22 protein-coding genes are annotated in these 22,520 nt (G+C 72.3%); 17 read left to right on the top strand and 5 right to left on the bottom strand.

The genetic code is table 11. The features are described 5' to 3' along the window. Positions 1 to 4: 4 nt before the first annotated feature. From EDC34_RS09855 to gstA, 12 genes are all read left to right on the top strand, one after another. On the top strand, positions 5 to 2,329 hold the full coding sequence (locus tag EDC34_RS09855) for a protein-disulfide reductase DsbD family protein (RefSeq protein ID WP_114960638.1): 2,325 nt from the start codon (positions 5 to 7) through the stop codon (positions 2,327 to 2,329). A gap of 17 nt (positions 2,330 to 2,346) precedes the next feature. Beyond that, positions 2,347 to 2,946, top strand: coding sequence for a TlpA family protein disulfide reductase (locus EDC34_RS09850; protein ID WP_240311112.1), 600 nt, complete (start codon positions 2,347 to 2,349; stop codon positions 2,944 to 2,946). A 132-nt stretch (positions 2,947 to 3,078) separates the two neighbouring features. Further along, positions 3,079 to 3,519: a type II 3-dehydroquinate dehydratase gene (gene aroQ / locus EDC34_RS09845; protein ID WP_114960639.1), complete on the top strand. Its 441-nt coding sequence runs from the start codon at positions 3,079 to 3,081 to the stop codon at positions 3,517 to 3,519. A gap of 26 nt (positions 3,520 to 3,545) precedes the next feature. Then, on the top strand, positions 3,546 to 4,028 hold the full coding sequence (accB, locus tag EDC34_RS09840; RefSeq protein WP_114960640.1) for an acetyl-CoA carboxylase biotin carboxyl carrier protein: 483 nt from the start codon (positions 3,546 to 3,548) through the stop codon (positions 4,026 to 4,028). Between the two features lie 59 nt (positions 4,029 to 4,087). After that, a complete protein-coding gene (gene accC / locus EDC34_RS09835; RefSeq protein ID WP_114960641.1) occupies positions 4,088 to 5,455 on the top strand; it encodes an acetyl-CoA carboxylase biotin carboxylase subunit in 1,368 nt (455 codons plus the stop codon). A 278-nt stretch (positions 5,456 to 5,733) separates the two neighbouring features. Beyond that, positions 5,734 to 7,050, top strand: a complete 1,317-nt coding sequence (locus EDC34_RS09830) for a hypothetical protein (RefSeq protein ID WP_114960642.1) — start codon at positions 5,734 to 5,736, stop codon at positions 7,048 to 7,050. A 326-nt stretch (positions 7,051 to 7,376) separates the two neighbouring features. Continuing rightward, positions 7,377 to 8,303 carry a 50S ribosomal protein L11 methyltransferase gene (gene prmA / locus EDC34_RS09825; protein WP_114960643.1) on the top strand — a complete coding sequence of 309 codons (927 nt, stop codon included), beginning with the start codon at positions 7,377 to 7,379 and terminating at the stop codon, positions 8,301 to 8,303. Further along, complete coding sequence (locus EDC34_RS09820; protein ID WP_114960644.1) at positions 8,300 to 8,818, top strand: DUF3426 domain-containing protein; 519 nt, start codon at positions 8,300 to 8,302, stop codon at positions 8,816 to 8,818. Before prmA ends, EDC34_RS09820 begins: the two co-directional genes overlap by 4 nt. Positions 8,819 to 8,900: 82 nt before the next feature. Further along, positions 8,901 to 9,161, top strand: a complete 261-nt coding sequence (gene fis / locus EDC34_RS09815; RefSeq protein WP_114960645.1) for a DNA-binding transcriptional regulator Fis — start codon at positions 8,901 to 8,903, stop codon at positions 9,159 to 9,161. 68 nt (positions 9,162 to 9,229) lie between these two features. Beyond that, positions 9,230 to 10,831 (top strand): bifunctional phosphoribosylaminoimidazolecarboxamide formyltransferase/IMP cyclohydrolase, encoded by a 1,602-nt coding sequence (gene purH / locus EDC34_RS09810; protein ID WP_114960646.1) that lies wholly within the window; start codon positions 9,230 to 9,232, stop codon positions 10,829 to 10,831. A gap of 135 nt (positions 10,832 to 10,966) precedes the next feature. Continuing rightward, positions 10,967 to 12,256: a phosphoribosylamine--glycine ligase gene (gene purD, locus EDC34_RS09805; RefSeq protein WP_114960647.1), complete on the top strand. Its 1,290-nt coding sequence runs from the start codon at positions 10,967 to 10,969 to the stop codon at positions 12,254 to 12,256. Between the two features lie 92 nt (positions 12,257 to 12,348). Continuing rightward, entirely contained in the window at positions 12,349 to 12,957 is a 609-nt protein-coding gene (gstA, locus tag EDC34_RS09800; protein WP_114960648.1) for a glutathione transferase GstA, read from the top strand. On the opposite strand, the gene EDC34_RS09795 is transcribed toward gstA, so the two are convergent. Further along, positions 12,954 to 13,532 (bottom strand): arylesterase, encoded by a 579-nt coding sequence (locus EDC34_RS09795; RefSeq protein ID WP_240311113.1) that lies wholly within the window; start codon positions 13,530 to 13,532, stop codon positions 12,954 to 12,956. The two genes, gstA and EDC34_RS09795, sit on opposite strands and share 4 nt — an antisense overlap. Before the next feature lie 7 nt (positions 13,533 to 13,539). On the opposite strand from EDC34_RS09795, the gene EDC34_RS09790 reads away from it, so the two are divergent. The 4 genes from EDC34_RS09790 (at position 13,540) to EDC34_RS09775 (ending at position 17,492) form a co-directional block, all read left to right on the top strand. After that, positions 13,540 to 14,292: an ABC transporter ATP-binding protein gene (locus EDC34_RS09790; protein WP_240311114.1), complete on the top strand. Its 753-nt coding sequence runs from the start codon at positions 13,540 to 13,542 to the stop codon at positions 14,290 to 14,292. Beyond that, entirely contained in the window at positions 14,289 to 16,775 is a 2,487-nt protein-coding gene (locus tag EDC34_RS09785; protein WP_114960650.1) for an ABC transporter permease, read from the top strand. The genes EDC34_RS09790 and EDC34_RS09785 overlap by 4 nt, the downstream gene beginning before the upstream one ends. A gap of 69 nt (positions 16,776 to 16,844) precedes the next feature. Next, a complete protein-coding gene (locus tag EDC34_RS09780) occupies positions 16,845 to 17,066 on the top strand; it encodes an AbrB/MazE/SpoVT family DNA-binding domain-containing protein (RefSeq protein WP_114960651.1) in 222 nt (73 codons plus the stop codon). Between the two features lie 6 nt (positions 17,067 to 17,072). After that, complete coding sequence (locus EDC34_RS09775) at positions 17,073 to 17,492, top strand: type II toxin-antitoxin system death-on-curing family toxin (RefSeq protein WP_114960652.1); 420 nt, start codon at positions 17,073 to 17,075, stop codon at positions 17,490 to 17,492. 40 nt (positions 17,493 to 17,532) lie between these two features. Here EDC34_RS09775 and ygiD read toward each other — a convergent pair whose 3' ends face one another. Continuing rightward, positions 17,533 to 18,402 carry a 4,5-DOPA-extradiol-dioxygenase gene (gene ygiD / locus EDC34_RS09770; protein ID WP_240311115.1) on the bottom strand — a complete coding sequence of 290 codons (870 nt, stop codon included), beginning with the start codon at positions 18,400 to 18,402 and terminating at the stop codon, positions 17,533 to 17,535. Between the two features lie 43 nt (positions 18,403 to 18,445). Beyond that, complete coding sequence (locus tag EDC34_RS09765) at positions 18,446 to 19,570, bottom strand: NADH:flavin oxidoreductase/NADH oxidase (protein WP_114960692.1); 1,125 nt, start codon at positions 19,568 to 19,570, stop codon at positions 18,446 to 18,448. 200 nt (positions 19,571 to 19,770) lie between these two features. Here EDC34_RS09765 and EDC34_RS09760 point away from each other — a divergent pair, with 200 nt between their 5' ends. Further along, positions 19,771 to 20,547: a hypothetical protein gene (locus EDC34_RS09760; protein WP_114960654.1), complete on the top strand. Its 777-nt coding sequence runs from the start codon at positions 19,771 to 19,773 to the stop codon at positions 20,545 to 20,547. Between the two features lie 143 nt (positions 20,548 to 20,690). Here EDC34_RS09760 and EDC34_RS09755 read toward each other — a convergent pair whose 3' ends face one another. Together EDC34_RS09755 and EDC34_RS09750 are read right to left on the bottom strand one after the other, a co-directional pair. Beyond that, the gene (locus EDC34_RS09755; RefSeq protein WP_114960655.1) at positions 20,691 to 21,506 is read right to left on the bottom strand and encodes an NYN domain-containing protein; all 816 of its coding nucleotides are present in this window, start codon (positions 21,504 to 21,506) and stop codon (positions 20,691 to 20,693) included. 79 nt (positions 21,507 to 21,585) lie between these two features. Next, on the bottom strand, positions 21,586 to 22,479 hold the full coding sequence (locus EDC34_RS09750; RefSeq protein ID WP_132982883.1) for a nuclease-related domain-containing protein: 894 nt from the start codon (positions 22,477 to 22,479) through the stop codon (positions 21,586 to 21,588). Positions 22,480 to 22,520: the final 41 nt, after the last annotated feature.

Below are 22,520 nucleotides of genomic sequence, written 5' to 3'. Positions count from 1 at the left end.
ACCGATGACCGTCTTCCCCCCTCGCCTGCGCCGCTGGCTGGCCGCACTCGCGCTGGCCGCCGGCCTGCCCGCCGTGGCGCCCGCCCCCGCGGCCATCGTCGGCGAACTGCCGCCGGTGGATTCCGTGTTCGTGCTCTCGGCCCGCGCCACCGCGCCGAACCGGATCGAGGTGCGCTGGAAGATCGCCGAGGGCTATTACCTCTACCGCCATCGCACGTCGGTGCAGGCCCGCGCCGGGTTCACCGACGCCGTGCTGGCGCTGCCGAACGGCGACCGCCACCACGACGAATTCTTCGGCGACGTGGAGACCTACCGCCGGCAGCTGGTCGGCGTGCTCAGCGGCACCCCGGCCCCCGGCGCGCAGGCGGTGGCGCTGACGGTCAAGTACCAGGGCTGCGCGGATGCCGGGGTGTGCTACCCCCCGCAGACCCGCACCTTGAGCGTGGTGCTGCCGACCACGGCCGATGCCGGCACCAATGCCGGTGCCGATGGCGCGCCGCTGCTGGGCCGCGCCGGCCGCCGCGGCCTGCTCGCACTGGACGGCGCCGCCGGCGCGCAGGAGGCCCCGCCGCTGCCGCCGGAGCAGGCGTTCACCAGCGAGGTGATCGCGCTCGACGGCAACACCCTGCTGCTGCGGCTGACCCCGGCGCGCGGCTATTACCTGTACCGCGACAAGCTCTCGGTGCGGCTGGAGGGCGCCGCCGGGCTGTCCACCGCGCTGCCGTCGCCGTCCCGGCTGCCGCCGGCGCGCGCCCACCGCGACGAGCACTTCGGCGACGTGGCGGTGTATTTCGACCAGGTGGAGATCCCGCTGCCGGTGGCACGCACCCGCACCGCGGCGGCCCCCGCCACCCTGGTGCTGGGCCTGCAGGGCTGCCAGACCGACGGCATCTGCTATCCGCCGATGACCCGCCGGCTGGCGGTGACGCTGCCGGCCGGCCACCTGGCCGCCACCACGGAAAGCAGCGACCCGGCCGCGGCAGCCACGCCTGCGCCAGCGGCCTCCACCGCCCCGCCGGACGCCACGCCCACCACGCCGCAGGCCGTCGCCACCTCCGGCGACAGCAGCGCCCTCCCCGCCGCGCCGGCTCCGGCGCGCGAGGCGCCGCCGACCCGCGCCACGCCCGGCCTGCTGCTGGCCCTGCTGCTGGCGCTGGGCGGCGGCCTAGTCCTCAACCTGATGCCTTGCGTGCTGCCGGTGCTGTCGCTGAAGGCGTTGTCGCTGGCGCAGGGCGGGGCCGGCCTGCCGCGCGCGCGCCGGCAGGCGCTGGCCTACACCGCCGGGGTGCTGGCCTCGATGCTGGCACTGGGCGCCCTGGTGCTGGCGCTGCGCCATGCCGGACTGGCGCTGGGCTGGGGCTTCCAGCTGCAGCAACCGCTGGTGCTGGCGGTGCTGGCGCTGGTGATGTTCGCGCTGGGGCTGTCGCTGTCCGGGCTGTGGCAGGCCAACCTCGCGCTGGGCGCACGCACCGGCGCGCTGCTGCAGGGCGACGGCCTGCGCGCCGACTTCTTCACCGGGGTGCTGGCGGTGGTGCTGGCCACGCCCTGCACCGCGCCGTTCATGGGCGCCGCGCTGGCCTACGCCTTCACCGGTCCGGTCGCCGGCGCGCTGCTGGTGTTCCTGCTGCTGGGGCTGGGGCTGGCGCTGCCGTTCCTGTTGATCGGCTTCGTGCCGGCGCTGGCCCGCCGGCTGCCGAAGCCTGGCGCGTGGATGGAAACGCTGAAGCAGCTGCTGGCGTTCCCGCTGTATGCCACCGCCGCCTGGCTGGTGTGGGTGCTGGCCAAGCTGCGCGGGGCCGATGCCGCCGGGCTGTGGCTGGCCGCGGCGATCCTGCTGGCACTGGCGGCCTGGGCGTGGACGCGCGGCGGTGGCCGCCGCTGGCGGACGCTGGCGCTGCTGGCCCTGCTGGCGGTGGCCTGGCCGCTGGCCCAGCTGCAGGCCCTGCCGCGGCCGCAAGCCGGCGCGCGCGCGGCGGCCGACACCGCCAGCGCGGCGTGGTCGGAGCAGGCGCTGGCCGACCTGCGCGCGCAGGGGCGGCCGGTGTTCGTGAACATGACCGCCGACTGGTGCGTGAGCTGCAAGGCCAACGAGAAGGCGGTGTTCTCCGGCCAGCGCTTCCGCGACGCGCTCGCCGCGGCGCATGCGGTGTACATGGTCGGCGACTACACCGACGTGGACCCGGCCATCACCGCCTACCTGGAGCGTTACCGCGCGGTGGGCGTGCCGCTGTACGTGGTGTACCCGCGCGACGGCGGCGAGGGTCAGGTCCTGCCCACCCTGCTCACCCCGGGCATGGTGGAAGAGGCCCTGCGCGAGGCCGCGCGCTGATTCCCTCGCACCGGGTGGTGGTGGCGGTGGCGCTGCTGGCCGGCCTGGCCGGGGCCGCGGCCAGCCTGCTGCTGGAACCCACGATCGGGGTGCGCCTGGCGTCCACTGCGCTCGGCCAGCGCGTGCTCGGGGCCGCGCTGCAGGCGCGCGCGCCGGCGCCGCCGGCCGGGCTGGCCATCGCCCGCACCGGCGCGCCGCTGCCGGCCATGACGCTGCACGATGTGGACGGCGTGGCGGTCGAGGTGCCGCGCGCCTGGGCCGGGCGCCCGACCCTGGTCAACCTGTGGGCCACCTGGTGCGGCCCCTGCCTGAAGGAAATGCCCGACCTGCAGGCCTTCGCCCGCACCCAGGGCGACCGCGGCGTGCAAGTGGTCGGCATCGCGCTGGACGAGGCCGCGGCGGTGCGCGCCTTTCTGCCAGCGCACGGCATCACCTACCCGGTGCTGGTGGACGCGCCGGGACCGGCGGATGCCGGGGTGCGGCTGGGCAATCCGGCCGGGGTGCTGCCGTTCTCGGCGCTGGTGGCCGCCGATGGTCGCCTGCTGAAAACCCGCATCGGCCCGTTCGCGGACGCCGCCGACATCGCCGCGTGGACGGCGGATGCGGCGGCGCGCTGACCCGGCGTTTTAGAGCCACCACTCAAACATTCGCTTAAAATTCCACTATCCGGCAAAAGTTCGCCGAACTGGACAGCATCCTCCTTTCGCGGGACACTGCGCGCCTGTTTCCGGAGGACCCCGGCCCACCCGATGGCGAAGCTCCTGCTCCTGCACGGCCCCAACCTCAACCTGCTCGGCACCCGCGAGCCGGAGGTGTACGGGCGCACCACGCTTGCCGAGATCGATGCCGACCTCGCCGCGCGGGCGCAGGCCGCCGGGCACGTGCTGGAGGCGCTGCAGTCGAACGCCGAGCACGTGCTGGTGGAGCGGGTGCAGGCCGCACGCGACGACGGCACCGCCTTCGTGCTGATCAACCCGGCCGCCTTCACCCACACCTCGGTCGCCCTGCGCGACGCGCTGGCCGCGGTGGCCCTGCCCTTCATCGAAATCCACCTATCCAACCCGCACGCCCGCGAGCCCTTCCGCCAGCACAGCTACTTCAGCGACCTGGCCGTGGGAGTGATCTGCGGCTTCGGTGCGGATTCCTACCGCTACGCGCTGGATGCCGCCCTCAAGCGGCTGCCGGCCTGACCCGCACAATCCCAAGGAGCGTCCCGATGGACCTGCGCAAGATCAAGAAACTGATCGACCTGCTGGAAGAGTCGAACCTGGCCGAAATCGAAATCAAGGAAGGCGAGGAGTCGGTGCGCCTGGCGCGGGTGCCGAAGGGCGCGCTGCCGGCCCCCGCCCCGGCCCCGGCGGTGCACCACGTGCCGGCGCCGGCCGCGGCGCCGATGCCGATGCAGTCGCCGACCGAGTCCGCCACCGGCGGCAGCCACAAGCCGCACGGCCACGACCTGCCCGACGGCCACGTGGTGCGCGCGCCGATGGTCGGCACCTTCTACGCCAGCCCGGCCCCGGACAAGCCGGCGTTCGTCAGCGTCGGCCAGCAGGTCAAGGCCGGCGACACCCTCGGCATCATCGAGGCGATGAAGATGTTCAACCCGATCGAGGCCGACGTCTCCGGCACCGTGGTGGCGATCCAGTGCGAAAGCGGGCAGCCGGTCGAGTTCGACCAGCCGCTGTTCGTGATCGCCTGAGCCTTCGACCCCGCGCCGCCCCCGGCGGCGCTTCGCTTACGGACGAACGGGAATCTTCCATGCTGGATAAAGTCGTCATCGCCAACCGCGGCGAAATCGCGCTGCGCATCCTGCGCGCCTGCCATGCGCTCGGCATCCGCACCGTGGCCGTGCACTCCACCGCCGACCGCAACCTCAAGCACGTGGCCATGGCCGACGAATCGGTCTGCATCGGCCCGGCGCCGTCGCCCGAGAGCTACCTCAACATGCCGGCGATCATCGCCGCGGCCGAGGTCACCGACGCCCAGGCCATCCATCCCGGCTACGGCTTCCTGTCGGAGAACGCCGACTTCGCCGAGCGGGTGGAGCAGTCCGGCTTCATCTTCATCGGCCCCAAGCCCGACACCATCCGCCTGATGGGCGACAAGGTGGAGGCGATCCGCGCGATGAAGGCCGCCGGCGTGCCCTGCGTGCCCGGCAGCGGCGGCCCGCTGGGCGACGATGCGGCCACCAACGTCAAGATCGCGCGCGAGATCGGCTACCCGGTGATCGTCAAGGCCGCCGGCGGCGGCGGCGGGCGCGGCATGCGCGTGGTGCACTCGGAGGCGGCCCTGGTGAACGCCATCGCCACCACCAAGGCCGAGGCCAAGGCCGCGTTCGGCAACGACATGGTGTACATGGAGAAGTTCCTGGAGAACCCGCGCCACGTGGAGATCCAGGTGCTGGCCGACGGCCAGGGCAACGCCATCCACCTCGGCGAGCGCGACTGCTCGATGCAGCGCCGCCACCAGAAGGTGGTGGAGGAAGCGCCGGCGCCGGGCATCACCCCGGAATTGCGCGAGCAGATCGGCAAGGTCTGCGTGGAGGCCTGCCTGCGCATCGGCTACCGCGGCGCCGGCACCTTCGAGTTCCTGTTCGAGAACGGGCGCTTCTACTTCATCGAGATGAACACCCGCATCCAGGTGGAGCACCCGGTGACCGAGATGGTGACCGGCATCGACCTGGTGCGCGAGCAGTTGATGATCGCCGCCGGCCACAAGCTCTCGATCAAGCAGAGCGACGTGGTGCTGCGCGGGCATGCGATCGAATGCCGGATCAACGCCGAGGACCCGGACACCTTCTTCCCCTGCCCCGGCCTGATCCAGCACTTCCACGCCCCGGGCGGCCCCGGCGTGCGGGTGGACTCGCACATCTACGAGGGCTACCGCGTCCCGCCGAACTACGACTCGATGATCGGCAAGCTGATCGTGCACGGCGCCGACCGCGCCCAGGCGATCGCGCGCATGCGGGTGGCGCTGTCGGAGATGGTGATCGACGGGATCAAGACCAACATCCCGCTGCAGCAGCGGATCATGGCCGACGGCGGCTTCTGCCAGGGCGGCCAGAACATCCACTACCTCGAGAAGCGCCTGGCCGAGCGCAAGGAAAAGGCGCTGTCGATCCTCTGACCCGCGCCCGGGCCCGCCCCGTTCGAGGCGGCCCGCCTCTCCGTTCTGCGCGAGCGCACCTCCCCGCCCGGCATGAGCCCACCTCCCCGTTCGTGGTGCGCCTGTCGAACCACGGACGGGCCCACGCGCCCCGCTCATCCTTCGCCAGGCGCAGGACGAACGGGCGGAGGATTCCTCGCGCCCGCCCTCCGGCAAACGGCCTATGCCGCCGCGCGGTGGCCGCCGGCCGCGCCGTTTTCCGCTTTCCCCGGATAGCGCCCCGCTCTCCGGAGATCCCCATGCACCGCCGCACCACCGCGCTGTTCGCGCTGTCCGCCACCCTGCTGGCGCTGCCCGCCGCCAGCCAGCAGGGCAAGACCCCGCCGGTCAACCTGTACATCGACGTGCTCACCCATGACATGGCCGGGATGCCGGACATGGGCGGCATGCTGGGTGGCCTGGGCGGCTTCATGGCGCGCCGCATGGGCGGTGCCGAGCAGGTGCGCCCCACCTACCCGACCACCCGCAGCGGCGGCCTCACCGGCCAGTACCTGGACATGGCGCTGCTCAACACCCTCAAGCCCGGCGTCGCGGTCGAGGACCAGATCCCGGCCGGGCTGCAACTGGGCAAGTCGCTGACCCTGGTGCCGTTCGAACCCTCCACCTCCGGCAAGGGCACCAGCAGCCCCGGCAAGGTGCCGGACGTGGAGGTCAGGATCAGCGAATACTGGGGCTGCGGCGCCGGCATCCGCCCCGGCCAGCCCAAGGTGGCCACGTTCAAGGTCAAGGGCGGCGACAAGCCGATCGACCCGAAGAACCCGATGGCCGGGATGCAGGGAATCGCGGTGGAGGCCAGCGGCAGCCTGTCGCAGGGCCTGTACGCGCCGGACCGCGACATCGACCTCAAGCCCGGCTACGTGTACTGGCCCAACCGCCAGTACGGCAAGCAGGTGCCCAGCGGCGCGCGCCTGGCCGGCCAGCACCGCATCAGCGGGGACGGCATCCCGGCTTCGATGCAGTTCCAGGTGGAGCAGGCCGCCGACTTCATGCCGCGCCTGGCGCTGCGCACCCAGGGCGGCCTGGACCAGGCGATCGCGCTCGAGTGGCCGTCGGTGGAACGCGCGCGCGCCTACTTCATCACCGCCATGCACATGCAGATGCTGGGCGAACACGCGTTCGCGCTCACCGTGTGGAGCAGTGCCGACGTGCCCGGCGCCGGCAGCCAACTGCACACCTACCTCGGCGGCGGCACCCTCGACAAATGGCTGCGGCAGAAGGTGCTGCTGCCCGCCAGCGCCACCGCCTGCAGCATCCCGCAGGGCATCTTCGCCGGCACCTCCAACCTGCAGGGGCAGCAGATGGCGATGCCGGCCATGCTGATGATGACCGCCTACGGCCCGGAAAGCTGGATCACCTACCCGCCGCGACCGGCCGACCCCAAGCAGGCCTGGAACCCGCAGTGGAGCGTGCGCCTGCGCGCCCGCTCCACTGCCACCGCGATGCTTGGCTTGGATTTCGGCGGCATGCCGCGCATGGACGGCGGCGAGGACGGCCCCCCGCCGCCGCAGAAGAAGCCCTCGATGAAGGGCCTGCTGAAGGGCATCCTCGGCGGCTGAGCCTCCCCGCGCCGGCGGGGTTCAAGGCGCGCATCCTCTAGGTGCGCCCCTCCCGTTCGCGGTGAGCCCCCTCCCCCTCGTGGTGAGCCCCTCCCACTCGTGGTGAGCCCATCGAACCACGGGCGGGCCCGCGCGCCCCGTTCATCCTTCGACAGGCTCAGGACGAACGGGTGGAGGATTTACCGCTCATGGCAGGCCCGTCTCCCGTTCGCAGTGCGCCCCTCCCGTCCGTGGTGAGCCCCTCCCGCTCGTGGTGCGCCTGTCGAACCACGAACGGGCCGGGCGGAACCTGCGAGAATGGCGCGACCTCCGCGCTCCGTCCGCCCATGCCCTATCTGCAACTCTCCACGCCCTGCAGCGAAGCCGAATACCCGCGGTTCGAACGCGCGCTGGAAGACGTGGGTGCGCTGGCCGTGACCCTGCAGGACGCCCACCTCGACCAGCCCGATGAGCAGGCGATCTTCGAACCCGGCGTGGGCGAGCTGCCGCTGTGGCAGCAGATGACCCTGACCGCGCTGTTCGACGCCGCCACCGACGGCCTGCTCCTGCTGGCCGCGCTGGAAGCGTTCGACCCGGCGCTGGACTGGTCGCAGGCGCGCTTCGAGCGGATCGAGGACCAGGCGTGGGAACGCGCGTGGCTGGACAGCTTCCAGCCGATGCGGTTCGGCACGCGCACCTGGATCGTGCCGTGGAACCACCCGCTGCCCGCCGAGGCCGGCGCCGATGCGGCGATCGTGCGGCTGGACCCCGGGCTGGCGTTCGGCTCCGGCACCCATCCCACCACCGCGTTGTGCCTGCGTTGGCTGGACGAACTGGCGAGTGCCGGCGGCCTGCAGGGCAAGGCCGTGCTCGATTTCGGCTGCGGCAGCGGCATCCTCGCGCTGGCCGCGCTGAAGCTGGGCGCCGCCAGCGCGAGCGGGATCGACAACGATCCGCAGGCGATCACCGCCACCGCCGACAATGCCGAGCGCAACGGCGTGGAGATCGCCACCTTCCTGCCGCAGGACGCCCCCGCGGGGCGCTATCCGGTGGTGGTCGCCAACATCCTGGCCTCGGCGCTGGACGCGCTGGCCGAAACCCTCGCCGCGCGCACCGCGCCCGGCGGGCGGCTGGCGATGTCCGGCATCCTCGCCGGGCAGGAAGAGGCGCTGCTGGTGCGCTTCGCGCCGTGGTTCGATGCCCTGCAGGTGGCGCGCGAGGACGACTGGGTGCGCTTGGACGGCATCCGCAACCAGGCCGCGGTGGCGGCATGAGCCGCGCACCCGGCACCCCGGGCTTCCTGGCCGGCGGGCGGCCGGCGCCGCTGCGGCGGCGCGGCGAGTGGCTGGCGCTGGCGCTGCTGGCGGTGGCCCTGCTGGCGCAACTGGGCTGGCTGCAGCGCGCGCAGCTGGCCGCCAGCCCGCGCCTGCGGCCGCTGCTGGAAGCCGGCTGCGGCCTGCTGCACTGCCCGCTGCCGGCTTGGCGCGAGCCGGGCGCCTTCAGCATGCTCTCGCGCGACGTGATCGCCCCGCCCGACCGCCCCGGCGTGTTGCGCGTGCAGGCCAGCTTCCGCAACGACGCGCGCTGGGCGCAGCCGTGGCCGGCCCTGGTGCTGACCCTGGCCGATGCCAACGGGCGCACCCTGGGCAGCCGCCGCTTCCTGCCGCGCGACTACCTCGGCCCGGAGCCGCACCCGGCACTGCTGCAGCCCGGCCAGGCCGGCCAGATCGCGTTCGACCTGGTGGAGCCGGCGCCGGACGTGGTGGCCTTCGACTTCCGCTTCGAATGACCACCCGCGCCGCGCCTGCGCTATAGTCATAGCCCGCGCCGCACCCGTCCGGGTGCCGGCGCGCCGCCCACCGGGACCCCGCTTGAACGCATCCAGCCATCGCCAGGACACCGGCCGCGCGCCGCTGCGCGAGCATGTCGCCCACTCGGTACGCCGCTACCTGCAGGACCTGGACGGCTGCGACACCGACGACCTGTACAACACCGCGCTGCGCGAACTGGAAATCCCGCTGTTCACCGAGGTCCTGCGCCACTGCGCCGGCAACCAGAGCCGCGCCGCGGCGATGCTGGGCATCCACCGCGCCACCTTGCGCAAGAAGCTGCGCGACTACGGCCTGGCCTGAGCGGCGGCCGCGGCCGGCCCGGTGCCGGCCCGTATAATGCCGGGCTTCCCCATCGCACCGCCCTCTGCATGTCTGCCGATGCCTTCCCCGGCGCGCCGGTGACCGTTCGCCGCGCCCTGCTGTCCGTTTCCGACAAGACCGGCCTGCTCGACCTCGCCCGCGCGCTGGCCGCGCACGGGGTGGAGCTGGTCTCCACCGGCGGCACCGCGCGCGCGCTGCGCGAAGCAGGCCTGGCGGTACGCGACGTGGCCGACCTCACCGGCTTCCCCGAGATGATGGACGGCCGCGTCAAGACCCTGCACCCGGTGGTGCACGGCGGCCTGCTCGGCCGCGCCGGGGTGGACGATGCCGTGATGGCGGAGCACGGCATCGGCGCCATCGACCTGCTGGTGCTGAACCTGTATCCGTTCGAGGCCACCACCGCGCGCGCCGGCTGCACGCTGGCGGAGGCGGTGGAGAACATCGACATCGGCGGCCCGGCGATGCTGCGCAGCGCGGCGAAGAACTTCGCGCGGGTGGCGGTCGCCACCGATCCGGCGCAGTACGCCGGCCTGGTCGCCGAACTCGACGCCAGCGGCGGCCGCCTGTCGGCCGGCACCCGCTTCGCGCTGTCGGTGGCGGCGTTCAACCGCGTCGCCCAGTACGACGCCGCGATCAGCAACTACCTCTCGGCGATCACCGACGCCTCCGCCGCCGTGCCGGTACGCGCGGCATTCTCCGCGCAGGCCAACGGGACGTTCGTGAAGGTGATGGACCTGCGCTACGGCGAGAATCCGCACCAGCAGGCCGCGTTCTACCGCGACCTGCATCCGGCGCCCGGCTCGCTGGCCACGCTGGAGCAGCTGCAAGGCAAGGAGCTCAGCTACAACAACATCGCCGACAGCGACGCCGCGTGGGAATGCGTGCGCCAGTTCGATGTGCCGGCCTGCGTGATCGTCAAGCACGCCAACCCCTGCGGCGTGGCCGTGGGCACCGGCTGCCTGGACGCCTACGAGCAGGCCTATGCCACCGACCCCACCAGCGCGTTCGGCGGCATCCTCGCCTTCAACACGCCGCTCGACGGCGCCACCTGCAAGACCATCCTCGACCGCCAGTTCGTCGAGGTGCTGATCGCGCCGGATTACGACGACGACGCGCTGGCCTACGCGAAAAAGAAGGCCAACGTGCGCGTGCTGCGCATCGCGCTGGCGCCGCCGTCGCCCGGCTTCATCGACACCAAGCGGATCAACTCCGGGTTGCTGATGCAAACCTGCGACGACCGCGTGGTCACCCGCGACGAGCTGAAGGTCGTGACGAAGCTGGCGCCGACCGAGGCGCAGTTCGCCGACCTGCTGTTCGCGTGGAAGGTCGCCAAGTTCGTGAAGTCCAACGCCATCGTGTATGCCAAGGACCAGCGCACGATCGGTGTCGGCGCCGGGCAGATGAGCCGGGTGTATTCGGCGCGCATCGCCGGCATCAAGGCGCAGGATGCGGGGCTGGTGGTGCCGGGCTCGGTGATGGCCAGCGACGCCTTCTTCCCGTTCCGCGACGGCATCGACGCCGCGGCCGAGGCCGGCATCCAGGCGGTGATCCAGCCGGGCGGCTCACTGCGCGACGCCGAGGTGATCGCCGCGGCGGACGAGCACGGAATCGCGATGGTGTTCACCGGCGTCAGGCATTTCAGGCACTAATCGCCTTACTGTCATTCCCGCGCAAGCGGACCGCTGTTCACGACCGTTTTCATGTATTCAGCGCTTGTCATTGGCTGTGGAAAATCAAAGGCTGGATTCCCGCCTTCGCGGGAATGACGGGCCGGGAGTTTCAGGATGAAGGTTCTCGTCATCGGTTCCGGCGGTCGCGAGCACGCGCTGGCGTGGAAGCTGGCGCAGTCGCCGCGCGTGTCCGAGGTGATCGTCGCGCCCGGCAATGCCGGCACCGCGACCGAGGCCAAGTGCCGCAACGTGCCCGTGAAGGCCACCGATCTCGATGGCCTGCTGCGGCTGGCGCAGGAGGAAGGCGTGGCGCTGACCGTGGTCGGCCCCGAGCAGCCGCTGGTGGCGGGCGTGGTGGACCGCTTCCGCGCCGCATCCTTGCGCATCTTCGGGCCCACTGCCGCCGCTGCCCGGTTGGAAGGCAGCAAGGCCTTCGCCAAGGACTTCCTGCAGCGCCACGGCATCCCCACCGCGTTCTACGAAGTGCACACCGACATCGACGCGGCGCTTGCCTACGTCCGCCAGAAAGGCGCGCCGATCGTGGTCAAGGCCGACGGCCTGGCCGCGGGCAAGGGCGTGATCGTGGCGATGACGCTGGAGCAGGCCGAAGCCGCGGTGCGCGACATGCTCAGCGGCAACGCCTTCGGCGACGCCGGCGCGCGGGTGGTGATCGAGGAGTTCCTCGATGGCGAGGAGGCCAGCTTCATCTGCATGGTGGACGGCCGCACCGCGCTGCCGATGGCCACCAGCCAGGACCACAAGCGCGTGGGCGATGGCGACACCGGCCCCAACACCGGCGGCATGGGCGCGTACTCGCCCGCGCCGGTGGTGACGCCCGAGGTGCACGCGCGCATCATGCGCGAAGTGATCGAACCGACCGTGCAGGGCATGATCGCCGACGGCGTGCCGTTCACCGGCTTCCTGTACGCCGGGCTGATGATCGACGCCAGCGGCGCGCCGAAGGTGATCGAATTCAACGTGCGCTTCGGCGACCCGGAGACCCAGCCGGTGCTGCTGCGCCTGCAGTCCGACCTGGTCGAACTCATCGAGGCCGCCATCGACGGCAGGCTCGACGGCGTGGATGCGCAGTGGGACGCGCGGCCTGCGCTGGGCGTGGTGATGGCCTCGCGCCCCTATCCGGATACGCCCGTCACCGGCGAGGTCATTTCCGACCTCGACGCCGTGCCCGCCGACGTCAAGGTGTTCCATGCCGGCACCGCGCTGGGCGACGACGGCGCCATCGTCACCGCCGGCGGTCGCGTGCTGTGCGTATGCGCGCTGGGGAAGACCGTGGCGGAGGCGCAGCGCGCGGCGTATGCGGGCGTGGCGGCGATTCGCTGGCCGCACGCGTTCCACCGTACCGACATCGGCTACCGCGCGCTGGCACGCACGCCGCGGGACTGAACGCGCCACCGGCACGCAGCGTTCCGTGGCGGCCGCGCCGCGGATATGCCGGCGCGCGCACAATGCGGCCTCCCTTCCCCCTGGAGACCGCGATGAAGCTTTACTACCTGCCCGGTGCCTGCTCGCTGTCCCCGCATATCGTGGCGCGCGAGGCGGGCCTGGACCTGACCCTGGACAAGGTGGACCACGCCAGCAAGCGCACGGCCGCGGGCGAGGACTTCCTCGCCGTGAACCCCAAAGGCTACGTGCCGGCGCTGCGCCTGGACGACGGCGACGTGCTCACCGAGGGCGCGGTGATCGTGCAGTACCTGGCCGACCAACGCCCGGATGCCGGGCTGCTGCCGGCCGCGGGCAGCCGCGCGCGCTACCACGTGCTGGAAAGCCTGAGCTACATCGGCACCGAGCTGCACAAGACCTACAGCCCGCTGTTCAACCTGGCCACGCCCGAGGCCGTGCGCGCCGACCGAATCGCCTACCTCAAGCGCCGCTACGGCCTGCTGGAAGCGCGCCTGGCCGCGCAGCCGTTCCTGCATGGCGAGCAGTTCACGGTGGCCGATGCCTACCTGTTCACCGTCACCCGTTGGGCGGATTACCTGAAGCTGGACTTCTCCGAGTTTCCGGCCCTGGGCGCCTTCCAGCAGCGGGTGGCCGCGCGCCCGGCGGTGCAGGCCGCGCTGCGCGCCGAGGGCCTGTCCGGCTAACGCCTGCCGCCGGGCGGCGGCAGCGCATCCAGCGCGCGCAGGATCTCATCCGCCAGCAGCGGCTGCGCCTGCGCCGTGGGATGCAGGTTGTCGGCCTGGAACCAGCCCCGCCCGGTACCGAGCGGGGCCAGGAAATGCGGCACCAGCCCGGTGCCGAGGCGCTGGCTGATCAGCACGTAGCTGCGCTGGAACTCGCGCGCGTAGGGGCCGAAGTTCGGCGGCAGCTGCAGCCCGACCAGCAGCACGCGCGCACCGGCGGCGCGGCTGCGCCCGATCATCCAGCCGAGGTTGGCGCCCATCTGGTCCAGCGGCAGGCCGCGCAGGCCGTCGTTGGCGCCCAGTTCGATGATCACTATGTCGGGCCGGGTGCGCGCCAGCTCGGCATCGATCCGGCTGCGCCCGCCCGCCGTCGTCTCCCCGGACACGCTGGCGTTGCGGAAGTCGTATCGGCTCGATTTCGCATCCGCCAGCGCCACCCAGCCCTGTTCCGGGCGCAAGCCGTAGGCGGCCGAGAGTGAATCGCCCATCACCAGCACCACCTGCTCACGTGCGCTGGCCGTGGATGCGGCTAGCATCGCCAGCATGAACCCCACGCCCAGCCACCACGCTCGCACCACCGATACCATCGCGCCGCTCCCGGCTTCCGTTGCCGGCAACGCTAGCACGCCCGCGCCCGGCAGCCTGCGCATGCGCGGCGTCGGCAAGACCGTGGCGCTGCCCGACGGCGCGCTGACCATCCTCGACGGGATCAGCCTCGACATCGCGCCCGGCGAGCGCGTCGCGATCGTCGGCGAATCCGGCTCCGGCAAGACCACCCTGCTGTCGCTGTTGGCCGGGCTGGACCTGCCCAGCCGCGGCGAGGTGTGGCTGGACGGCGAGCCCATCCACGCCAGCGACGAGGACGCGCGCGCCGCGCTGCGCGCGCGGGCGGTCGGCTTCGTGTTCCAGAACTTCCAGCTGATGCCGGCGATGAGTGCGTTGGACAACGTGGCGTTGCCGCTGGAGCTGCGCGGCGAATCCGGCACCGACGCGGCGCGCGCGCTGCTGCAGCAGGTCGGCCTGGGCCAGCGCCTGCACCACCTGCCGCGCCAGCTCTCCGGCGGCGAGCAGCAGCGGGTGGCGATCGCGCGCGCCTTCGCCACCCGGCCGCGGATCCTGTTCGCGGACGAGCCCACCGGCAACCTCGACCGCCGCACCGGGCAGGCGATCGAGGACCTGCTGTTCGGCATGGACGATGCGCGCGCCACCACCGTGGTGGTGGTGACCCACGACGAGCGCCTGGCCGCGCGCTGCGACCGCCAGCTGCGGCTGGATGCCGGGCGGCTGCTGCCGTGACGCGGCTGCTGCGGATGGCCGCGCGCCAGGCCTGGTCGGGCTGGCGCAACGGCGAATTCGGGGTGCTGCTGGCGGCGCTGTTCGTGGCGGTGCTCGCGCTGGCCGGAGTGGGCAGCCTGACCCAGCGCACCAGCGACGCGTTGGCCGCGCAGAGCCGGCGGCTGGTCGGCGGCGACGCCGCCTTCAGCAGCGATGACCGCGCGCTGGGGACGGCCCTGCGCGATGCCGATCGGCTGGGGCTGCGCAGCTACCGCAGCGTGGAGCTGGCCAGCATGGTCGGCCGCCGCGGCGGCGTGCCCGAGCTGGGCACGCTGAAGGCGCTGGCCACGGATGCCCCGCTGCTCGGCCCGTACACCGTGCGCACCGCGGCCGGCGTGCAGCGGTTGCCGCGCCCGGCTCCCGGCAGCCTGTGGCTGAGCGCCAGCGGCGCGGCACGGCTGGGCGTGCAGCCGGGCGACCTGGTCGAGGTCGGCGGCCGCCCGCTGCGGCTGGCCGGGATCGTGCTGGACGAGCCGGACCGCCCGCTCAACGGGGTGGAACTGGGGCCGCGGGTGATCCTGCCGCTGGCCGAGGTCGAGGCCGGCGGCCTGCTCGCCCCCGGCGCGCGCGCCAGCTGGCGGCTGGCGGTGGCCGGCCCGGCGCCGGCGGTGGCCGCCTGGGTGAAGGCACGCGAAGCCGCGCGCGGCCCCGGCGACCGGGTCGAGACCGGCGACGACCTCAGCCCGCAGCTGCGCACCGCGCTGGACCGCGCGCAGCGCTTCCTCGCGGTGTCGCTGGTGCTCACCGCCGCGCTGGCGGCGGTCGCCATCGGCATGGCCGCGCGCCAGCACGCCGAGCGCCACCGCGCGATCGCCGCCACCCTGCGCGCGCTCGGCGCCGGCCAGCGCGCGATCGCCGGCCTGTACATCATGCAGCTGGGCCTGCTCGGCGGAATCGCCATCCTGCTGGCGCTGCTGGCCGCGCTGGGACTGCAGCAGCTGGCCGGGCTGTGGGTCGCGCGCGCGCTGGGCACCCCGCTGCCCCCGGCGAGCGCCTGGCCGCTGCTGAAGGGCGCACTGGTGGGCGGCTGGATCCTGCTGACCTTCGCGCTGCCGCCGCTGCTGGCGCTGCGCCGGGTCAGCGCGCTGGCGGTGCTGCGCCAGGACCTGCGCACGCCCTCGCCGCCGGCGCTGCTGCTGTTCGCGCTGGCGCTGGGCGGGTTGCTGGCGCTGTTCTGGCAGGCGGCCGGCAATGCCACCACCGGCGCGGTGCTGCTGGGCGGGCTGCTGGCCACCGCCGCGGTGCTGGGCGTGGCCGGCTGGGCGCTGGCGGCGCTGGTGGCGCGCGCCGGCCGGGCCGGCAGCGGGATCGTGCGCTATGCACTGCTGAACCTGTCGCGCCGGCGGCGCCTGACCATCGCGCAGGTGGTGGCGCTGGGCACTAGCCTGATGGCGCTGCTGCTGTTGCTGCTGGTGCGCACCGACGTATGGGACCAATGGCAGGCCAGCGTGCGCGCGGATGCGCCCAACCGCTTCGTGATCAACGTGCAGCCCGACCAGCGGCCCGCGTTCGAGGCGGTGCTGGCGCGCCTGGGCCTGCGCGCCACCGGGTTCTCGCCGCTGATCCGCGCGCGCTACGTGGGCGAGAGCGCGCAGCAGCGCGGGCGGCCGGCGCCGCAGGGCCGCGGCGAGCGCCTGCTCGACCGCGAGTTCAATCTCTCCACCGCCGATGCCCTGCCCACCGGCAACACCCTGCGCGCCGGCGCGTTCTGGAACCCGAAGACCGCACGCAATGAATTCTCGGTGGAGACCAGGTTCGCCGAACAGCTGCGCTGGCGGCTGGGCGATACCTTGGCGTTCGACGTGGCCGGCCGGCGCATCGAGGGCCGCATCACCAGCCTGCGCGACGTGCGCTGGGAAAGCTTCACCCCGAACTTCTTCGTGCTGGCCTCGCCCGACCTCGCGCGCGACCTGCCGGCCACCTACATCACCGCGGTGAAAGTGCCGGTGGGCGATACCCGGCTGGCGGTCGCGCTGGCGCAGGCGGTGCCGAACGCCAACGTGATCGACATCGATGCCATCACCGGCGAGATCCGGCGCATCGGCGACCAGGCCGCGCGGGTGATCCAGGTGGTGTTCTGGTTCGCCTTCCTCTCGGGCTGCCTGGTGTTCGTGGCGGCGGTGACGGCGACCCGCCGCGAACGCATCACCGAGCTGGGCGTACTGCGCACGCTGGGTGCCAGCAGCGCGCAGCTGCGGCTGGCGCAGCTGGTGGAATTCGGCGCGATCGGCGCGATCGCCGGCGGCATCGCCGCGCTGGCGGCGGCCGGCATCGGCACCCTGTTCGCCCAGCGCGTGCTGGACCTGCCACCCACCTGGAGCGGCACCACGCTGGCGATCGGCGCCATTGGCGGCATGCTGGCGGCGATGCTGGCCGGCTGGCTGAGCCTGCGCCGCCAGCTGCACGCCAGCGTGCGCGAGACGCTGGGCGCGGGCGTCGACTGAGCCGGCGCCCCAGGTTGCATGGGCCTCGCTGCCCGTATAACATCGGTTATAACAACCGCGAGGCCCGCCATGAAACTCAAGATCACCGCCATCGGCAATTCCGCCGGCGTCATCCTGCCCAAGGAGCTGCTGGCCCGCCTGCGCCTGGACAAGGGCGACGAGCTGTACGCGCTGGAAACCCCGGACGGCATCCGCCTGACCACCTACGACCCCGACTTCGCGGCCAAGATGGAGGTGGCGGAGCGGATCATGCGCGAGCGCCGCGGCCTGCTGCGCAAGCTGGCCGAGTAAGCCGACGTGCTGGTCTGGATCGACCGCGCGCTGGCGCTCGCCATCCACGGCCGCCAGCTGGCCGAGCACGGCGGCCGCGAAGGCGTGCGCGACGAGGCCCTGCTGCAGTCCGCGCTGGCGCGCCCGCAGCAGCGGCAGGCCTACGGCGACCCGCCGCCGGACCTGGCCGACCTGGCGGCCAGCCTGGCCTTCGGCCTGGCGCGCAACCATCCGTTCGTGGACGGCAACAAGCGCACGGCCGCGGTGGCCTGCGAAGTGTTCCTCGCCCTCAATGGCGCCACCCTGCTGGCGGATGATGCCGAGCTGTATCCGGTGTACATCGCACTGGCCGAGGGCTCGCTGGACGAATCCGAACTCGCCGACTGGCTGCGTCCGCGCCTGCGCCTGCCGGGGCGCGATGCGGTGCACGAGCCGGCCCCGCGCTGATCGGCAATCCGGCAGGCGCAGCGCACGCCCGGGCGCGCGCTCAGATGTTGGCATCCTCCGGCGCCACCCCGCGCGGCAAGGCGGCCGCCCCGGCCTCACCGCCAGCTGCAATGCGCGGGCCATCCGCGTCCAGGGTGAACGCGGCCATCGACAGTGACCCGTAGGCGAACCCGTCCACCAGCACGTCGCTTGCCCGCCCCGCGGCGGCGGACAGGCCGGCCAGGTAGAGCAGCGGCAGGAAATGCTCGTCGGTCGGCACCGCCTTGCGGTAGTCCGGATGCGTGGCCAGCGCGGGCAGGTCGTGCGGACGCTCGGCCAGCAGCGCGCGCGCATCGGCATCGAAGCGGCGTGCCCAGTCGAAGCCGCCCTCCGGCTGTGCCCAGTCGAGCGCGCGCAGGTTGTGCACCAGGTTGCCGCTGCCCATCACCAGCACCCCGCGCTGGCGCAGCGGGGCCAGCTTCGCCCCCAGCGCCAGATGCCAGTCCAGCGGCTTGCGTGCGTCCAGCGACAGCTGCACCACCGGGATGTCGGCCTCGGGGAAGGCGTGCACCAGCACCGACCAGGTGCCGTGGTCGAGCCCCCAGCCGTCGCGGTCGGCGCCGACCACGAAATCCGGCGCCACCGTATCCGCCACTTCCTCCGCCAGCTGCGGCAGCCCCGGCGCCGGGTACTGCAGGTCGAACAGCGCCTGCGGGAAGCCGTAGAAGTCGTGGATGGTGCGCGGGCGCGGCATCGCGGTCACCGCCAGGCCGTCGATATGCCAATGCGCGGACACCGCCAGGATCGCGCGCGGCCGCGGCACCGCCGCGCCGAAGGCCCGCCAGGCCGCGGTGTAGCGGTTCTCCTCCAGCGCGTTCATGGGGCTGCCGTGGCCGAGGAACGCGGCGGGCATCGGGGGGATTGCGGTCATGGCGCGGCTCCGGCAGTGGCGGGAGGGAGGATGACGCGGCGGGTCAATCGGCGCTGCCGCCCGCCGGCCGCAGCAGCGTATGCGGCAATCCATGCGGCACCGCGCGCAGGTAGCGCGGCGAGGCGGCCACCTGCGCGCCCAGCGCGGCGGCCGCATGCCACGGCCAGCGCGGGTTCCACAGCAGCGCGCGCGCCAGCGCGATGGCATCGGCGCGGCCCTCGGCCAGCGCGGCCTCAGCCTGCTCCGGGGTGGTGATCAGGCCGACCCCGATCACCGGCATCGCCACTTCGCGCCGGATCGCCTCGGCAAACGGCAGCTGGTAGCCGGGCGCCAGCGGGATCTGCTGGGCCGGATGCAACCCGCCGCTGGAGACGTGGATGTAGGCGCAGCCGCGCGCGCCCAGGCGCTTGGCCAGCGCGATGCTCTGCGTCAGGTCCCAGCCGCCGTCCACCCAATCGGTGGCGGAGATGCGCACGCCCACCGGCATCGCCTCCGGCACCGCCGCGCGCACCGCGTCGAACACCTCCAGCAGCAGCCGCATGCGCTGCTCCAGCCCGCCGCCGTAGGCATCCGTGCGGCGGTTGCTGAGCGGCGAGAGGAACTGGTGCAGCAGGTAGCCGTGCGCGGCATGGATCTCGATGGCATCCAGCCCCAGCCGCACGGCACGTCGGGCTGCGTCCGCGAACGCCTGCACCACGCGCGCGATCCCGGCGGCATCCAGCGCCTGCGGGGTCGGCCCGTCTTCCGCGTAGGCCAGCGCGGAGGGCGCCACCACCTGCCAGCCGTGCGGCTGCCCCGGCGCGATCGCGCGCCCGCCCTGCTCCCACGGGCGATGGGTGGAGGCCTTGCGCCCGGCATGCGCCAGCTGCACGCCCACCGGCACCGGCGACCACCGGCGCACGCTGGCCAGCGCCTGCGCGAACGCGGCCTCGCAGGCATCGTCGTACAGACCCAGATCGGCCCAGCTGATGCGCCCCTCCGGCAGCACCGCGGTGGCCTCGGTCAGCAGCAACCCGGCGCCGGACTGCGCCAGCATCCCCCAGTGCTGCACATGCCAGTCGTTGGCGCAGCCATCGCCGGCGCAGGCGTACTGGCACATCGGCGCCACCACGATGCGGTTGGCCAATGTCAGGGAACCGAAAGAAACCGGCGTGAACAGGTGCGGCATGGGCGGCTCCGGGGCGATCGGAAACGAGTGCCCGCCACTATCCGCGCCTGCGGGCAGCAGCTTCAAGCGCATTCATGCAACGCAGCCTTGCAGCCGTCCGCGCCGGCCGCGCGCCGCGGGTGCATCCAATCCGGATACCGCGGCGTACGCCACTGCACCGGCCGCGCGCCGGTCTTTCCCCCGCACAGGAGTCCCCCGCCATGCACCGCACCTCCGCAGCCCTGCTCACCCTGGCCCTGGCCCTGCCCGCCACCGCGATGGCCCAGAGCGGCCCCAGCTTCAGCCTGATCGCCGGTTATGACACCTCGGTCAGCGGCGACGTGCACAAGGGCGCGATCGCCCCGATCGCCGACCTCGGCCCGCTGAACCCCGACCTGGCCGGCGTGTCCGCCGAACTGCGGATCGGCGCGCGCTCGTACGACAAGATCTATGGCAAGGCGACCAACCTCGGGGTGGAAATGGCCTGGCCGATGGGCAACAGCGACGAGGTGTTCGGCCAGCTGGTGTACACCCGCACCGGCGCCGGCAGCACCCAGGTGGGCGGCGCCTACGTTCCGGCACTGGACACCACCTTGCCGGTGTATGGCCGCTTCGGTGGCTACGACGCGCTGGCGCTGGAAGGCGGCTACCGCTACTACTTCGGCAGCGGCGGCAGCGTGCGCCCGTATATCGCCGGCCGCCTGGGCACCACCCACGTCAGCAGCATCAAGGCCACCTTCACCATTCCCGATGCCAACATCGCCCTCAACGACGTGCCCTTCTTCAAGAGCGGCTGGCAGTTCAGCGGCGGCGCCGACCTCGGCGTGCTGTGGGCGCTGACCGACAAGACCTCGCTGGGGCTGGAAGTGGGCGCGCGCTACCACGGCAACCTGTCCGGCGACGACAGCGCGCTCGCCGGGCTGGGCCTGGCCGGGATCAACAACACCGGCAAGCGCACCTCCTACCCGGTCAACCTGCGCCTGCAGATGCGCTTCTGACGCGACCCCCTTCGCGCGCCGCCGCCACTCCCCCGTCCTCCTCCCCCGACGCGCGGCGGCGCGCGCTTCTCCTCCCCCGGCACCGGGCCTGCGGCTCTCCCCATACCGTCAAAGGTCCGGGGCCGCGGCCCGGTGTTTTTGCGTCAGCCCAGCGCCTTGACGTACAGCGCCTTGCCGCCACCGCCGCTTTCGCGCTCGACCACGCTGAAGTGCTTGGGATGCTTGCGCAGCAGGTCGCTGAGTTTCTTCTGCCCGTACAGGCGCGGGTCGAAGTTGGGCTTGATCTTGTTGAGGTAGGTGCCCATCGCGCCCAGGTGCGCCCAGCCCTCGTCGTCCGAGGCTTCCTCGATGGCCTGCCGCAGCAGCTCCAGCGGGAGCGGCAGCGGCCCGGCTTTTGCGGGCGCTGGCTCCGGCGTTGGCTCCGGCGCGGGCTTCGGCTTCGCGGCGGGCTTCTCCGCGGCCGGCTTGGCGGCAGGCTCCGGTGCCTCCTGCGCCTCGGCGCGCAGCACCTCGGTGTAGATGAACTTGTCGCAGGCCTGCACGAACGCATCCGGCGTCTTGTGCTCGCCAAAGCCATACACCGTCAGCCCCTCCTCGCGCAGGCGCTGCGCCAGCCGGGTGAAATCGCTATCGCTGGAGACCAGGCACATGCCGTCGAAGCGGCCGGTGTACATCAGGTCCATCGCGTCGATGATCAGCGCGCTATCGGTGGCGTTCTTGCCGCTGGTGTAGGCGAACTGCTGCACCGGGGTGATGGAATGCTTCAGCAGCACCTTCTTCCACTGCGCCTGCTGCTGCGAGGTGAAGTCGCCATAGATGCGCTTCACGCTGGCCAGCCCGTACTTGGCCACCTCCGCCAGCAGGCCCTCGATCACCGCGGCCTGCGCGTTGTCGGCGTCGATCAGCACCGCCAGCCGGCGCTGGCCGTCGTCGTGGGCCACGTGGGTGCGGGGTTTCATGGGTGTTCTCCTGTGGATGACGGCAAGCACAAGCACTGCTTGCGGCAAGGATCGTGTGTCTCCGGGCGGCTTGAAAGAATCATTCCGTCAACTCGGGGTAGCGCTCGCTCAGCGCATGCACGATGCGGTTACGCTGAGCCGGCGTAAGCAGCGGCGCGGCGCCCGCATCCAGGAACAACGACTTCATTTTCGGATTGATGACGCGCACCGCCGCGCCAGCGCTGCCTTTTACCAACGAGACGAACCAACCGGGCAAACACACAACGGGATGCACCACCACGGGCTCGCCAGTTTTATCGCGCAGATACTTGGCCAGCCAGTCCGCGATGGCGCGGGCCTGCTCTATCGGGCGAGTCTCTTTCCAGCCGGGGAATTGCAGGCATGTACCGTCATACCCGACGTTGGCTGACGCCTTTCCTTTCCCCGGTTTGCGGCGCGACTTGGTCTCGATGGCAAATACCGCGTGCGGCGCCACCACCACATGGTCGATATTGAAATCGCCAGCGGGAACATCGTGCAGCACGAAGCAGCCCTCGGCCTGCAACCGGTCCAGCTCCTGCGCGGCGGCAATTTCCGCCAGCATGCCTTCGCGCCATTGCCGGCGGCGGCGGCGCAACTGGGTGAAGCTGCGCACCAGCCACGCGACCCATGCCGTGGCGCCCGCAATCACCAGCCAATTGAGCCAGCCGAGCTGAAGTCTGTCCCAGCGCACCCGCGGCAGCAGGATGACCAGCATCGCCAGCGGACCGATCAGCATCAGCTGGGCCAATCGCTCCATCATGTCATCGCCCAGCGCGTCCATCTTCTGGCGCGCCTGCGCGCCAGCCTGGTGCAGCAGGCGCTCGCTGATGGGCGAACGGCGGTCACTGCGCTGCTCCCAACGCCGCTGCCACAGCATGGCAGCGATGGCGATGCCCAGCGGAACGAACACCAGGCCCAGCAGGATGACGCTTGGTATCAGGGTATTTAGCACGTCCGTGTTCTCCCGAACTCAGGTGCGCGCGCGCGCGAAAT

The organism is Thermomonas haemolytica (genome assembly GCF_004346265.1).
GTDB lineage: Bacteria > Pseudomonadota > Gammaproteobacteria > Xanthomonadales > Xanthomonadaceae > Thermomonas > Thermomonas haemolytica.
Note: the sequence above shows the minus strand (reverse complement) of the source record. Positions and strands in the feature narration are given on the sequence as shown.

Coding starts and splice junctions, on each gene's coding strand:
- EDC34_RS09830 (WP_114960642.1), top strand. CDS start 5,734: ATGCACCGCCGCACCACCGCGCTGTTCGCGCTGTCCGCCACCCTGCTG.
- gstA (WP_114960648.1), top strand. CDS start 12,349: ATGAAGCTTTACTACCTGCCCGGTGCCTGCTCGCTGTCCCCGCATATC.
- EDC34_RS09790 (WP_240311114.1), top strand. CDS start 13,540: ATGAACCCCACGCCCAGCCACCACGCTCGCACCACCGATACCATCGCG.
- accB (WP_114960640.1), top strand. CDS start 3,546: ATGGACCTGCGCAAGATCAAGAAACTGATCGACCTGCTGGAAGAGTCG.
- accC (WP_114960641.1), top strand. CDS start 4,088: ATGCTGGATAAAGTCGTCATCGCCAACCGCGGCGAAATCGCGCTGCGC.
- ygiD (WP_240311115.1), bottom strand. CDS start 18,402: ATGACCGCAATCCCCCCGATGCCCGCCGCGTTCCTCGGCCACGGCAGC.
- EDC34_RS09795 (WP_240311113.1), bottom strand. CDS start 13,532: ATGCTAGCCGCATCCACGGCCAGCGCACGTGAGCAGGTGGTGCTGGTG.
- prmA (WP_114960643.1), top strand. CDS start 7,377: ATGCCCTATCTGCAACTCTCCACGCCCTGCAGCGAAGCCGAATACCCG.
- EDC34_RS09755 (WP_114960655.1), bottom strand. CDS start 21,506: ATGAAACCCCGCACCCACGTGGCCCACGACGACGGCCAGCGCCGGCTG.
- purH (WP_114960646.1), top strand. CDS start 9,230: ATGTCTGCCGATGCCTTCCCCGGCGCGCCGGTGACCGTTCGCCGCGCC.
- EDC34_RS09820 (WP_114960644.1), top strand. CDS start 8,300: ATGAGCCGCGCACCCGGCACCCCGGGCTTCCTGGCCGGCGGGCGGCCG.
- EDC34_RS09780 (WP_114960651.1), top strand. CDS start 16,845: ATGAAACTCAAGATCACCGCCATCGGCAATTCCGCCGGCGTCATCCTG.
- EDC34_RS09765 (WP_114960692.1), bottom strand. CDS start 19,570: ATGCCGCACCTGTTCACGCCGGTTTCTTTCGGTTCCCTGACATTGGCC.
- aroQ (WP_114960639.1), top strand. CDS start 3,079: ATGGCGAAGCTCCTGCTCCTGCACGGCCCCAACCTCAACCTGCTCGGC.
- purD (WP_114960647.1), top strand. CDS start 10,967: ATGAAGGTTCTCGTCATCGGTTCCGGCGGTCGCGAGCACGCGCTGGCG.
- EDC34_RS09855 (WP_114960638.1), top strand. CDS start 5: ATGACCGTCTTCCCCCCTCGCCTGCGCCGCTGGCTGGCCGCACTCGCG.
- EDC34_RS09760 (WP_114960654.1), top strand. CDS start 19,771: ATGCACCGCACCTCCGCAGCCCTGCTCACCCTGGCCCTGGCCCTGCCC.